This is a genomic window from Chitinimonas naiadis (genome assembly GCF_054780835.1).
Genome location: NZ_BAAGVO010000004.1, coordinates 1,520,681 through 1,533,368, shown reverse-complemented (window position 1 = coordinate 1,533,368; position 12,688 = coordinate 1,520,681). Strand labels below are relative to the sequence as shown.

At 55.0% G+C, this 12,688-nt stretch carries 12 protein-coding genes; 6 read left to right on the top strand and 6 right to left on the bottom strand.

Translation table 11 applies throughout. The features are described 5' to 3' along the window. Positions 1-129: 129 nt before the first annotated feature. A complete protein-coding gene (locus tag ACYVHK_RS13445) occupies positions 130-702 on the bottom strand; it encodes a TniQ family protein (RefSeq protein ID WP_460534061.1) in 573 nt (190 codons plus the stop codon). A 158-nt stretch (positions 703-860) separates the two neighbouring features. Here ACYVHK_RS13445 and ACYVHK_RS13440 point away from each other — a divergent pair, with 158 nt between their 5' ends. The 4 genes from ACYVHK_RS13440 (at position 861) to ACYVHK_RS13425 (ending at position 5,140) form a co-directional block, all read left to right on the top strand. Then, positions 861-1,115 (top strand): helix-turn-helix domain-containing protein, encoded by a 255-nt coding sequence (locus ACYVHK_RS13440; RefSeq protein WP_460532757.1) that lies wholly within the window; start codon positions 861-863, stop codon positions 1,113-1,115. Positions 1,116-1,182: 67 nt separating this feature from the next. Further along, a complete protein-coding gene (locus ACYVHK_RS13435; RefSeq protein WP_460532754.1) occupies positions 1,183-2,055 on the top strand; it encodes a hypothetical protein in 873 nt (290 codons plus the stop codon). 556 nt (positions 2,056-2,611) lie between these two features. Further along, the gene (locus ACYVHK_RS13430; RefSeq protein WP_460532751.1) at positions 2,612-3,841 is read left to right on the top strand and encodes a TnsD family Tn7-like transposition protein; all 1,230 of its coding nucleotides are present in this window, start codon (positions 2,612-2,614) and stop codon (positions 3,839-3,841) included. Positions 3,842-3,880: 39 nt separating this feature from the next. Beyond that, on the top strand, positions 3,881-5,140 hold the full coding sequence (locus ACYVHK_RS13425) for a TniQ family protein (RefSeq protein ID WP_460532748.1): 1,260 nt from the start codon (positions 3,881-3,883) through the stop codon (positions 5,138-5,140). Positions 5,141-5,376: 236 nt separating this feature from the next. Here the strand turns inward: ACYVHK_RS13425 and ACYVHK_RS13420 are convergent, their stop codons facing one another. From ACYVHK_RS13420 to ACYVHK_RS13400, 5 genes are all read right to left on the bottom strand, one after another. Further along, positions 5,377-5,703 (bottom strand): H-NS histone family protein, encoded by a 327-nt coding sequence (locus ACYVHK_RS13420; RefSeq protein ID WP_460532745.1) that lies wholly within the window; start codon positions 5,701-5,703, stop codon positions 5,377-5,379. 62 nt (positions 5,704-5,765) lie between these two features. Continuing rightward, positions 5,766-6,254 (bottom strand): DUF4113 domain-containing protein, encoded by a 489-nt coding sequence (locus ACYVHK_RS13415; protein ID WP_460534059.1) that lies wholly within the window; start codon positions 6,252-6,254, stop codon positions 5,766-5,768. Positions 6,255-6,304: 50 nt separating this feature from the next. Continuing rightward, positions 6,305-7,915, bottom strand: coding sequence for a hypothetical protein (locus ACYVHK_RS13410; RefSeq protein WP_460532742.1), 1,611 nt, complete (start codon positions 7,913-7,915; stop codon positions 6,305-6,307). A gap of 106 nt (positions 7,916-8,021) precedes the next feature. Then, entirely contained in the window at positions 8,022-8,948 is a 927-nt protein-coding gene (locus ACYVHK_RS13405; protein WP_460532739.1) for a LysR family transcriptional regulator, read from the bottom strand. A gap of 265 nt (positions 8,949-9,213) precedes the next feature. Next, on the bottom strand, positions 9,214-9,681 hold the full coding sequence (locus ACYVHK_RS13400; RefSeq protein ID WP_460532736.1) for a MarR family winged helix-turn-helix transcriptional regulator: 468 nt from the start codon (positions 9,679-9,681) through the stop codon (positions 9,214-9,216). Between the two features lie 179 nt (positions 9,682-9,860). On the opposite strand from ACYVHK_RS13400, the gene ACYVHK_RS13395 reads away from it, so the two are divergent. Together ACYVHK_RS13395 and ACYVHK_RS13390 are read left to right on the top strand one after the other, a co-directional pair. Next, complete coding sequence (locus ACYVHK_RS13395) at positions 9,861-11,135, top strand: MFS transporter (protein WP_460532733.1); 1,275 nt, start codon at positions 9,861-9,863, stop codon at positions 11,133-11,135. Positions 11,136-11,185: 50 nt separating this feature from the next. Beyond that, positions 11,186-12,571: an MFS transporter gene (locus ACYVHK_RS13390; protein WP_460534057.1), complete on the top strand. Its 1,386-nt coding sequence runs from the start codon at positions 11,186-11,188 to the stop codon at positions 12,569-12,571. Positions 12,572-12,688 lie beyond the last annotated feature (117 nt).

Below are 12,688 nucleotides of genomic sequence, written 5' to 3'. Positions count from 1 at the left end.
CGTGATGGACTGCTCTTGGCCGGAGCCTGTCTCAACCTACCAAGTGCCCCAAGTGCTGCTTAGTAACCAATACCTGACCCCAAGCCTACCGTATCCTCAGCAAATTCCACAGAATGGCTGCTGCGAGCGCTAGTGTAGCGAAAGCCGTAGACCCTTGCGCCCTGCGTGACGATTTCGTATTCGCCCGTGATCTTGCCGCCGACGATTTCCTGCCAGGTGGTCGTGTTCTCCGAGGGCCGGTCTTTGGCCATCTCGACTGACTGTATCGATTTGAATGCAAGAGTGATAGGCAACCTGATACCGATTGATGTCTTCACTCATACACTCGGGGCATGCCTTCAAGTGAACTTCACCCCCGAAAATAGACTGCGCCATCCCTAAACGATACTTTAGAGAAGCTTGCCCTCCTGCACGCAGATGCGAAATCGCGGACTCACAAACGAGTGTTGAGTGAAACGCCAACAACTGGGGTAAAACGGTCGCTACCTGAAGTAGCTCTTCTGCCGAACCAAGCACTCCCTCTGTTCGATCAACGAGAATATCCAGCCCACCAGGTAAGTCGTGCGCACAGCCACGCACCCTGTCACCAAAAAGCATGCGGGTTGTATCCGCGGCCAAAAGATTTCCACTCACACAATGGAATCTGGCCGCCCAGCTATAGAGCGTTTCATCAGGTAAACGGTCTGGAAGAAATCCAGGCATGCCGAAATGGTCGCTCATTGCTCGCAGCCGTGAATAACGATACTGCCAGGAATACAAATAGTTGTTTAGTATCAACTAGTTACTTGCATATTTTCGTTGATTTTCGCGCAATCTCGAAGCAAAATCCAGAGGGTGGAATGGCTGCGTGAGGAGTGAGCATGCGTACGTTAGGCGACGTCCGGAAGGCCTTCGAAGACCATGGGGTCTGTGTTTCCACATGGGCACGTGATCGTGGCTTCACGCCACGTCAGGTCCACGACGTCTTGCTCGGACGTGCCAAAGGCAAGCGTGGCGTATCACACGACGTCGCAGTCGCGCTGGGGATCAAGGAAGGAATATCAGGGGACGACCCAAGACAATGGGGTCGTAAGGTTGATGCTGAGTCCAGAAGGAGTAAGACCGATGCCCGATAGCTAGCAAAGTTGGCAGCGGGAAAAGCACACGAGCCGTGCCCCTTGTTGGGGCGAACGGCTCGTTGGGGTGTGTAACTCTTGGCGGAGTGATGACAAGCGCATAGCATCTTCAGAACTAGATAATGAAGACATTGGTCGATGGCTGTGGTTTCGATCCAGCGTAGTTACTGAGCTTCTTAGTAATCGCGGATTCACGCTTGAGTGGTATACGGCAGAAACAGGAGGCATTCACTCAACATCTGGATATAAAACTCACTTCGGACTTAATTCTTCGGACCTAATTACTGTCTATGCTTACGATGTCGCCCGCCTAGCATCATGGGAACAACATATTTGGGCCGCACATAACGTTGCCCCAGAAGGAAAGGTTTCTAATGAGTTGCTAGCGGCGCAGGTAAAAGCACAGCCGGCATCCACGCATGCGGTTGAAGTGTTACTATTTCAAAGTATGCGAATGCTTGAAGCGGGATTTCAGAGAGCACACCAAATCTCACTGTTCACCCATGACATTGATGATGCTGAAGCCATGCAGCAGATTTCTCGCTTTGCGAGCAAGGATCAAGCGTCACTGCTACGGCTGGCGAAAGAGCTTGTCCGCGTATTCTCGGATCGACTTAACATTCGCGACCTTCGCAAACTCTCAAGCCACGCGGAAAAAGACAAGCTTGGTTCAAATAAGCTTCTGCAAGATATCTTGTCTCAAAAAGTTGGAACCGATAAGGCCCGCCAAATATTTGCCGAAATTGCAGGTGCCTATGACATGCGCGTCGGGGATGCCCATCCGACCGGGTCAAAAGTTAGAGATGCCATCAAGCTCGCAGGTGTTGACCAAGACAGTTCGTCTCTACGGCAAGGTGAGCAACTCATTCACAACTTCGGGCGATCTGTTTGGTATATAGGTAAATATCTCTTTGGGAGACCCGAGAAACATGAGTGCTAGGCGATATGCCGCATAACATGGAAAAGTTGTGGAAAAGTTGGGTCAAAGTTGGGGTCAGGTCTTGCAATCACACATAGGTTTGTTGGATTGCAAGACCTGCCCCCCAATTTTCGATGATCTATACGCACGGAGCAGACTGGGGTGGCAGGCGGTGCGTTACGTTGCCACAAAGCGGACGTAGACGGCGCAGTTGTGGGTTTGACCGACCTTTTCCAGCTAGGTAGCCTAAGGGTCTCCCGCCCTGAAGCGGCACACCCACGGGCCAACAGCGCAACCGGTCAAAAGCCCCCACCCAGCCCCTCGATACCATGCAAAAGCAATTCGCAGTTCTCCTTCTCGCACTCCTCTTCGCACCGGCCATCGCCGCCGAGCGTATCGCCACCGACTTCCGCTGCTTGACCGGCGGCCCGAACGGCACCATCCACCTGGAATGGCGAACCATCACAGACACGCCGACGAATTGGATTGTCGCCTACGTCAAATACAAGAACGCCAAAGCTCCTATTGGCATCGTAGCCATCAGTTGCTCGGTGTATGGGTGTGTCCCACTCACCTCGTGTCGCTCAAGATCGTGCTGCAACAGAACTGGCAAGCGCAGCGATCACAGTTCTTGCTGCCAAGCAACTGTCAGCTGTCCTTACCGCTCACAAGAGCAGGGGAGCCATTCGGCGTAGTGCTACGCTCCATTCATGCGCGAATGGCCGGCATCGCCGAGCAAATGGCGCATTGTCCGCTAGGTCGGCCATTTGATCCTGTATGCATCGCAAGGAGCTATTTCGCCTATGCCACTGATGTTGGCTTCAGCAACTTGGTTGGGAGCTTCAACGTTTCTGCAGCATCTGTGGACTTCTTGAGTCACTGTCAGGGTCTTCACGAGATCCCCGACTTTGCACAGCTCCCCACAACTAAAGCAGGCGCGGAACGCTATCTCCAGCAATTTCGTTCCGGGTTGCGAGTTGCCCGGCATCCCCTTCATCACATGTTGATGTCGAGCTGGCTTCAAACGACACCTTCCGAGGCGTTGGTTTCTCTTGGAAAACCCACCCGCTATCGCAGCCAGCCAGTCCTACTGCGCACTAGAGGGATCGCTTCATCCGGTTCAGGGCACATTTCAGTAGTTGAGAAAGGCACATTGTCTGAAGGAGAGTCCGAACGTTTCATGGGCTCGGCGATCCCTGCAACCCGAGCGATAGGCAAAACGGGCGGGGACAATAAACACCATACCAATTTCCTTACTTCGCAACAGCTCGAAGACATCGTGAGCGATTTGCGTAAGGGGGTGGCAATACAAGCAGTGGCTGACTTTCATCAAGACTCGATCGGAACAATCAAACATATATTGAGGACCGTACCGGGAATCCTGGATGACTGGACTCGTGCGCAATTTGAGTCGGCCCGAAGTCGGTTTCGACAGTGTTGGCTTGATCTCCAACTGCGCAACCCCGACCTCTCCATCAACGGGCTGCGACTGATAGATGCTACGACATACGCCTGGTTGCACCGGAACGATTGTGCCTGGCTCAATGAGCATCGCAACGCTGATTCAGGTGGTAAGGCGCTCTACACAGCCGAATGGGCTATTCGTGACGAGCGACTCTGCCAGTGCGTTCGGGAGACAGCCGCTAGGCTTGAACATCGCATCACACCTCAATTGCTATACCGGCATATCCCCGAGCTAAGGGTGCTCAAAGACAGCTTTTCCATGCTTCCTTTAACGATCAAAGCAATGGATGAAGTTATAAAAATGCACCCACCAGGGCACGACCTCTTGGGTGACATAATGTAAGTCACTTCAATGACAGAAGTTCGAACTGGAGATAATGAATTGATCATCATTCCACATCCTATGCCGGACGAGCTTGGCCAGGGCTATGTTTGCCGTGTTGCTTATTTGCTTGGGTTCGACTCCGTTAAAGATCTTAGACGAGTTATGCTAGGCAAAGTCCCAAGGGAAGGTATTTATGAAAGATACATTCCAACCGGCTTATATCTCAGTGGCTTGGTCGGTATGAAGCCAGCTGAGTATATTGCTTCGCATACGCTTATTCATTATCGCTATGCCTTTCCCAGGGCACATTTTCGTCAAAGCACCTTTCTGGATAAAGCACGTCGGTTGGCTGGAGAGTATGATGGACCTTTACAGAACCAGCTTGCATATTGTGCCGTATGCATAGTTCATGACATTGAATCCTTCGGGTTTTCATGGTGGCGTCGGACACACCAACTGCCGTCATATGAACTGTGTCATCTGCATGAAACCCCGTTACACATTGTCAGAGGCAAAGCCTGTGTTGGAGCACTTTCGTTGGATGTGCTAAAAAAACCAATTGCATTCAAAACCACAATCTACACAACCAACGGACCAATGATTGAACGGTTTAGATTGTTCTCGGTTTGGTTGCTAAACTTGGCTGAGCCGCTAGACCTACGCCTTCTTCACTCAGTTATTTTAAACTCTTTGAATGAAATTGGGATTTCTAGGTGCTTTCATAGAAAAAATTTAACCAACTCGCCAAGCTTGCTGGTCAAGAAAAAATTTCCCTCTAAGTGGCTTTCGATACATTATCCCAAGCTGGTTTCAACTCAGTACAAGGGTAGGGATAGACTTCTTGATTGCCATTATATTAGCCAAGGGGTAAGTGCGACTGTTCTTTCAATACTCTTGGCAACTCTCTACCAAAGTCCTGCGGAGTTGAACGAGAATTTTCTCAGGCACATTGAAGGTCTCAAAGAACCCGCCGGCAAAGAACGAGCTCGGCTTTTTAGGCTCTATGTTGATCATATGGGTGACGCAAGGAAAATTGCGGAAGCCCTGAATATTTTAGAAGGTAGAGTGCATTCGATATTTAGAAGGGCTGGATTTATACCGTTGGCGCGTGTCGCGACGCATAACAAATCTAAGATACTTGACTGGCTTCGCACTGCGACTCTTGAAGATATAGATGACTGGAATCGAAAAATACAAGATCGGATTAGTCATGATAGGGTGAGTGGCTTGAGTCATTATCAAAAAATTAAACTTCTCTTGGAGTTAATCGAAGTCAGCTCAGGTTCTGATTTCCCGTATATTAAATTGCAAAGGTAATAATATGATGTACTTTATTAAGGCGTTCGACTTAACAAATTGAGTATTATCGAGGTTCTTGGCTGGTTGCCCCCAATTTCTTAGTCGACGCGAGAGTATAATATTTCCCGCCAAGCACCACGAGCAAACAAGGTCCATGCGAATGCGCAATGACTGGTATTCATTGTTAATGGTGGAAAAAATTCTGCCCATGCAGGTAAGCCTCTAGAAGCAAGGGGCACAGATGTGCCCCTTTTTTATTCGACAGCTAGGTCGTCGATCTGACCACCTTGTGCCAAATAGGCACTCACCCACTTCGGTTTGCGGCCGCGGCCAGACCACGTCTCGGAACCATCTTTCGAGCGGTACTTCGCCGCCACTGGCTTGGTTACCTTGCCTGCGCTCTTTCCTTTTGCGGTGCCCAGCAGATCCCCTAGATTAAAGCCACGCTCGGCAGCTAGCTTCTTCAGGTCTTCCAACGCCTTCTGTTTATCTGCAGCCTGGCGCTGCGGGATCTCCTTGGTAATCTGAACTTGCAGCGCCTGCAGCTCAGGCAGCGAGAGTTTGCTGAGATCGATCGTCATGTCCATGCCCTTCGTTTGTTGTGTGTTCTGTACTTAATAGAATGGATTGCAGGCAACGGCGCTTACAGTACCTTTGCCCTGGGCAATTCATGCCAATTTGTTGTCCAAGATGGACTCTTTCTGCTTTGCCGCATTTTCCAGGCCTCCCCGGTACCGCTGCTGGCCAGGCGTATCGCACCACGCCCGAACTCACGATTGATCGAGTCCATGGTGGTCATCAATCGTGCTCTCCTAGTGAGGGCGGCCTCATCATCGAATAGCGTGGCTTGCCTCATGGTGCGCGGACACAGGTCCATCAACATAACGCCAGCCTTCATGAAAGCATAGCCCTCTCGGTAGATCCGTTTCAGCGCGTAGAGCGCGGCTTTAACGATCATGATCGTGTCGTCGGTCGCCATCGGTAACGGGATCGTTATCGAGCGACCGTACTGAGGGTCCTGCTCCCGGAAGGGGTTTGTGTGTATGAACACATGCACGGCATGAGTCAGGCCCCGCTGCTTTCGGAGCTTTTCCGCTGCATTGCTGGCATAGCTGCTGACGGCACCAGCAATAACGGCCGCTCAAAAAGCGCAGCTCTTTGGATGTCCGGTTCATGGAAGGGTTAGCACTGGAGCTGGTCGCCCCAATCTTCGTTGTCGATGGAGTCGTCCAGCCCGTAATCGGAATGGGTGATGTCGTTCGAGAATTCGAATTCGGGCGGGTTCCAGCAAGTAATTCGGAGGTTCGCCGCGTACAGCGCCGATTGGTGCTCCGACAAGAAATCGCGTGCCTTCTTCCGGAGTCCGTTCAGGTCCGACAGCGCCGAACGTCGCCCGAGTCTGTAGGCGGCTGAGCCAGCTTTTTCCATCAGACCGCTCATGAAACCGTCGTCGGTCGAGGGCATGTAGAACGCATATTCCATGGCCTTCATGGACACGTTACTGATTTCCAATGTGATCTGCACATTGGCCCAGACGGCCACGTGTAACTGCTTGAGCACCTCGGAATAGCATTTCTCGAAACGCAGGGCACGGTAACGCAACAGGTTTTTCCAGCCCTGCGTGCTCGCGTTCAACTGCCGGGCCGCGTCGAGCACGGCTGCGGGATCCTCCCCGTTTACCATGAGCAGCAGGTTCGGCAGACTATCCTTCAGATTCGCCGGCTTGAGCACACCGAGCACGATCTTGATCGCCGGGCTTTCGATTGGCTGTTGCGCAAGCGTCAACAGGAAGAAAGCGTCGAGCAGCCAAGTGGCCTTCTTGTCCTCGTCGTCGAGCAGGGACTGCATGATTGGCTGGCAATGCAGCGTCTTGCGCGGATTGTCGGCCAGCGAGAGCACTTGATGTCTCAGCTCAGGCGCACTGGCATGGTCGGCCAGCAGCGCGATGAATTCGCGCGCCGGGCGGTTCAGCGCCGCAGCGTTATCCACACACAATGCCAGCAGAAGTAAGTAGTCGCGCTTGGCTTGCTGGCTGCCACAAGCGTCTAGGAAGCTGTGGTCGGTGATGTCCGGTAGCGACGGCACCAGCGCGATCTGCTCCGGCACGGCTTCCGCATCCGGAGCGGCCGCCTCGGGCATCACGTCGAGTCCGTGCTGATCGCGATACACTGCGATTGCGAGCTGTCCGCCGCCGATGATCTCGCTGATCAGATCGCGAATGCTGTAGGTCGTGGCTAGGCCGTTCAGCTCCTGGCCGAAGAATTTGGCGAGGATTTTCTCGCGCGCCGCGTCGCTGGCGCACAGCTCTGGATCGCCGATCAGGTCGGCAATCTTCTCGTAGTGATCGGCTAGATAATACAGCGCATTGAAGCCGACGCCGGAAATCGACTTCTGGATATAGGCCGAATCGATGTCGTGGGCATCGGTCTTGAGTGCGACAGTAGCGCGGTATTGATTGAGGCTCACCACGCCGATCTGATCAATCAAATCATTTATGAAGTCGAGCAGGCGCACGTTATCGTCGCAATTCACTCCAAGCTTTTCCAGCGTGGTGACGAGGTGATTAACGTCGCGATCCGTCAGCATCACGCCCGGACGCTGGCGTAGGAAATCATAGGTGAGCTGCAGAACCAGAAGGTTCTTCGGGATCGGCGCAAAGCGCCGCTTGTTGGCCTCGATATTGAGCGCCCAACTGCTGAAATTCGTGTTGTTCTCGACGTGGCGCAGGCGCTGATCGATCCTATCGATCGCCTGTTCGAGAAAGTCCCGGGTTTCGAAGATCACTTTGTTCATCGTGCCGAGGTTGTTCCGGATGACCGCGAAGCTTGCGCGTGCAGGTTCTGCGCGGGCCAATTGGATCGGGTACAGAGATCGATAAGTTTACTTATCGATGTCGGAGCTAGCGCGTCAACCAGGCGTCGGGTGCACCCAGCCGCAGGCTCTCTTCCTTGGCCAGGTCCACAAGGTCGAGAACGAGCGCGCAGCTTTCGTCACTGCGCCAGAACACGGTCACATTGAGCGGGCCCATATCACGCACCCGCCGGTAGGTAAGCCCGGCCGGCGGGGTGTTGAAGACATAGGGCGTACCCAGCATCAGGCCCATGCCCTGGGCGGTGAGGTTGATGCCTACCTGGGCCTGGATGGTCTCGTAGACAAAATTCGGCGTAAAACCCTCGCGTCGGCACTGCGCCACGATGGCCTCGTACAAGGGCGCATTGATCTGCGGCGCAAAGATGATGAGCGACAGGCCCGCCAGATCGGCTACCGCCACATCATGCTGCCCCGCCAGGGGGTGGTCCTCCGGCATTAGGAGTGCCCAGCCGGATTCCAGCAAGGTGTAGCCCGATACCCCGGTCCCCTCCAGCGTGCCTAGCGCCAACCCAAAACCCACGTCAATCTGCCCGCTGCGCAGCGCCTGGACCTGCTGGCTGCCGTTCATTTCGTGGCGCAGTATGCGTATGCCGGGGTAGAGCCGCTGCAGCTTGATCATGGCCGGCGGCACAAAGGCGAGGTTGGTGTATTCCACCAGGCCGATAGAGATCTGGAAGGCATGCCCCTCGGCCGCCTGCCGGGTCTGCTGCACGGTGCGCTCCAACAGGCCCAGTATCTGTTCCGCCCCTTCCAGCAAGACCTGCCCTGCCGAGGTAAGGGTCACACCGCGCCGGTCCCGCACACAGAGCTGCACACCCAGCCGCTCTTCCAGGCTGGCGATCTGCTGGCTCAAGGCCGGCTGGGAGACAAAGGCACGCTCCGCCGCCCGGCCAAAGTGCAGTTCCTTGGCCAATAGCTGGAAGTACCGGAGTTGTCTGAGTTCTATGGCCCGCATGGCGCCCCTGGGCTCGGTGTGAGTCGTACACCCCTATATGGTACGTCATAGCACCGCCCATGCCGGTTGTATGGCGGTGGGGGCGTCGTCGCTGCGCAAGCCGGGTAGCAGCGGTCCTGGCGGGCACAGGGCTTGGTCGGGGGGCCTTCCCGTTGGAGCTGTTGCCGGCGCTAGGCGATAGCTGACACTGTGGTAGCAAGAGACTGAAGCCTTGGCGTGGCCCGCCTATCCCCAAGTCGGCACGCCATACTGCTGTAGCGCTGCCCTAACTGTGCTCGGTAGGTCGTGCGGCAAGGTCGCGACTGATCAGGTTATTGAATTTTGCGATTTTGGAAACCTGAAACGCGTTCTGGGTAGAGGCGAGTTCTACGGCATGCAGCGCCGCCAGCGCTTCCAGCTGCTCGAGCCCATACGGCTTAAGGTGAACTTCAACTTTTCGCCTGTCGCGTCGGCTTGGTGTCCGCTCGACCAGGCCGAGTACTTCGCATCGGTTTATCAGTGCAACGATGCCGTGGGGCAGCATCTGCATACGCTCTGCCAGCTCCCCGACAGTGGCCCAGTCACGGCCCGGATAGCCCTGGATATGCAGCATGAGCAGGTACTGCTGTGATGTCAGCCCGGCGCTTTGTACCTGCGCTTCGCTGAAGCCAAGGAACCGCCGCAGTTGGTAGCGAAACTCGGACAGGGCCTGGTACTGAAGTTTGCTCAAGGTGGGCGAGGGCAGCGTTTCCATGATTCCGATAGGCGTCAATGCTCACAGCCTAAGTTATCACCCCCAGCCCATCGGTCTATCGGTTAGATGGACTAGCTACTTTGCCTAGGCAGTACTTGTCACTCTGGCGAATGGTGACCCGCGGCACGACTGCGTACGCTCACTCACACAATCAAACAGATCAATAGTGAGCGCCCATCATGGGTAACGAACCCTCCTCCGGTAATGCTCGTGCTACTTCGGTACTGGTATCCAGTACCTTCGCCTTCACCATCTGCTTTGCGGTATGGATGATGTTTGCCGTGCTGGGCATCCCCATCAAGAAGCAGCTGGGTTTGTCAGAAACCCAATTTGGCCTGTTGGCCGCAATGCCAGTATTGACCGGCTCCCTGGTCCGCGTGCCGCTGGGTGTCTGGACCGATCGCTTTGGCGGGCGGATCGTGCTGTTCGTCTTGATGCTCTCCACGGTTGTCCCGATCTGGTTGATGAGCTACGCCACCGCGTATTGGCATTTCCTTGTACTGGCGTTGTTTGTAGGGCTCGCCGGCGGCGCGTTCTCGGTAGGTACGCCGTATGTGGCCCGCTGGTTTCCCAAGCGCCGGCAGGGATTTGCCATGGGGGTGTATGGCGCGGGCAATTCCGGCTCCGCCTTGACCAAGTTCGTGGCACCCAGCTTGATTGCGATGGCAGGTGGCAGCTGGATGATCGTCCCCCAGGTCTACGCCATCGCGATGCTTGTTTCGGCCCTGCTGTTCTGGGTCTTCTCGGCAACAAACCCTGAGCACAGGGTTGTCGGCAGTACGAAGCTGGGTGACCAGCTGCGCATGCTTTCCGATCCGCGGGTATGGCGTTATTGCCAGTACTACTCCGTGGTATTTGGCGGCTATGTCGGGCTGGCGCTGTGGATGACCAAGTACTACATCGGCGAGTACGGTTTTGACATGAAGCTGGCCGCCTTGCTGGCAGCATGCTTCTCCCTGCCCGGTGGTGTGTTGCGTGCCCTGGGCGGTTGGATCTCAGACAAATATGGCGCCTACAAGACGACCTGGTGGGTCATGTGGGTCTGCTGGGTTGCCTTCTTCATCCTGAGTTACCCGCAAACACAATTCACCATCGCGACGGTTTCCGGTCCGCAGACCTTTCATCTTGGTCTCAGCCCTCTGATGTTCACCGTGATGCTGTTTGTTGTCGGCATCGCCATGGCCATCGGCAAGGCTTCGGTATTCAAGTTCATCTCGGATGAATTCAGCGACAACATTGGCGCCGTATCGGGTGTTGTCGGCCTCGCCGGGGGCTTGGGTGGCTTTGTCCTGCCCATCTTGTTCGGCGTCTTGCTGGACCTGACGGGCATCCGCTCCAGCGCCTTCATGCTGCTCTACGGAACCGTGTGCGTTTCCCTGGTCTGGATGCACTTCAGCTTCCGTCCCGAGAGCGTCGATGCCGGTCGCAAGGTGTTGGCGGCGCAGCAGGCCTGATTTTTCTCTCTGTACCACATCCCATATTCATCTCAACTGGAGTCCAAATCATGTCCAGTCACGTTCTAAAACGCTGGGAGCCCGAGAATGTCCACTTTTGGCAGGAAACGGGCGCCAGTGTTGCGAATCGAAATCTCTGGATTTCCATTCCCGCCTTGATGCTCGCATTCAGTGTCTGGATGCTCTGGAGCGTGGTCGTTGTCAATCTGGACAAGGCGGGCTTTCAGCTGTCAAAAAACCAGATGTTCTGGCTGACGGCCTTGCCAGCCTTGTCGGGCGCCACGCTGCGGATTTTCTACTCCTTCCTGGTACCGATCTTCGGCGGAAGAAAGTGGACCGCCATCTCGACGGCCAGTCTTCTGATTCCTGCCATCGGGATGGGCGTGGCGCTGCGTGATCCGACCACCAGCTTTCCCACGCTGCTCGTACTGGCACTGCTTTGTGGCCTGGGCGGGGGAAACTTCAGCTCCAGCATGTCCAATATCAGCTTCTTTTTCCCCAAGGAGAAAAAGGGGCTTGCAACGGGCCTGAATGCCGGTATCGGTAATCTGGGCGTCTCCATCGCCCAATTCGTGGTTCCCGTGGTCATTTCCATGAGCTTGCTGGGTACTCTGGGCGGTGAGCATCAGGTCTTCGTCAAGGATGGGGTAGAGAAGAGCATCTGGCTTCAGAACGCCGGTTTTATCTGGGTCCCGTTTATCGCCATTTCCGCCTTGGCCGCCTGGTTTGGCATGAACGACATTGCCGATGCCAAGGCGTCATTTGCCGATCAGGCGATCATCTTCAAGCGTAAGCACAACTGGTTAATGTGCTGGTTGTATGTCGGTACCTTCGGCTCCTTCATCGGCTTCTCTGCCGGCCTGGCCATGCTGACCAAATCGCAGTTCCCAGGTATCAACCCCATGACCTATTCCTTCCTGGGGCCGCTGGTAGGCGCGCTTGCACGGCCCCTGGGCGGCTGGATATCCGATAAGTTTGGCGGTGCAAGAGTCACGCTGTATGTATTCGGGGCAATGATGGCGGCGGTTCTCGGGGTGATCCAGTTCCTGCCCCACAATGGGCAGGGGGGAGATTTCTACGGTTTCCTTGCCATGTTCATCGTGCTTTTCGCGCTGTCCGGTATCGGAAACGGCTCCACCTTCCGCATGATTCCCATCATCTTCCTGACCGAACGTCAGCGCAGCGCTCGGGGGCGGGGTGAGAAAGCGGAAAAACAGGCCCTGGTTGACGCAGGCAAGGAGTCGGCAGCCGTGCTCGGGTTTTCCGGTGCGATCGGTGCCTATGGCGGCTTCTTCATTCCCAAGAGTTTCGGCACCTCCATCGAGATGACTGGCGGGGTGGAGGGGGCACTGTTCTGCTTCATTGCCTTCTACCTCAGCTGCTTGATCATCACCTGGTGGTACTACGCCAGGAAGCAGGCCCCCATGCCCTGCTAGCGCAGCACATGGTTTGTTGATGGCACCCAAGCCCCAACCCGACGGTTGGGGTTTGTTGTTTTTTGTCGGCCCGCGTCAGGTACTAGTTCTTTAGACCTATTCCGACTAGTCCCACTG

Bases quoted from the DNA above. Each gene is read 5' to 3' on its own strand.
- ACYVHK_RS13410 (WP_460532742.1), bottom strand. From the start codon at position 7,915: ATGAACAAAGTGATCTTCGAAACCCGGGACTTTCTCGAACAGGCGATC.
- ACYVHK_RS13445 (WP_460534061.1), bottom strand. From the start codon at position 702: ATGCCTGGATTTCTTCCAGACCGTTTACCTGATGAAACGCTCTATAGC.
- ACYVHK_RS13420 (WP_460532745.1), bottom strand. From the start codon at position 5,703: ATGACGATCGATCTCAGCAAACTCTCGCTGCCTGAGCTGCAGGCGCTG.
- ACYVHK_RS13400 (WP_460532736.1), bottom strand. From the start codon at position 9,681: ATGGAAACGCTGCCCTCGCCCACCTTGAGCAAACTTCAGTACCAGGCC.
- ACYVHK_RS13440 (WP_460532757.1), top strand. From the start codon at position 861: ATGCGTACGTTAGGCGACGTCCGGAAGGCCTTCGAAGACCATGGGGTC.
- ACYVHK_RS13390 (WP_460534057.1), top strand. From the start codon at position 11,186: ATGTCCAGTCACGTTCTAAAACGCTGGGAGCCCGAGAATGTCCACTTT.
- ACYVHK_RS13405 (WP_460532739.1), bottom strand. From the start codon at position 8,948: ATGCGGGCCATAGAACTCAGACAACTCCGGTACTTCCAGCTATTGGCC.
- ACYVHK_RS13395 (WP_460532733.1), top strand. From the start codon at position 9,861: ATGGGTAACGAACCCTCCTCCGGTAATGCTCGTGCTACTTCGGTACTG.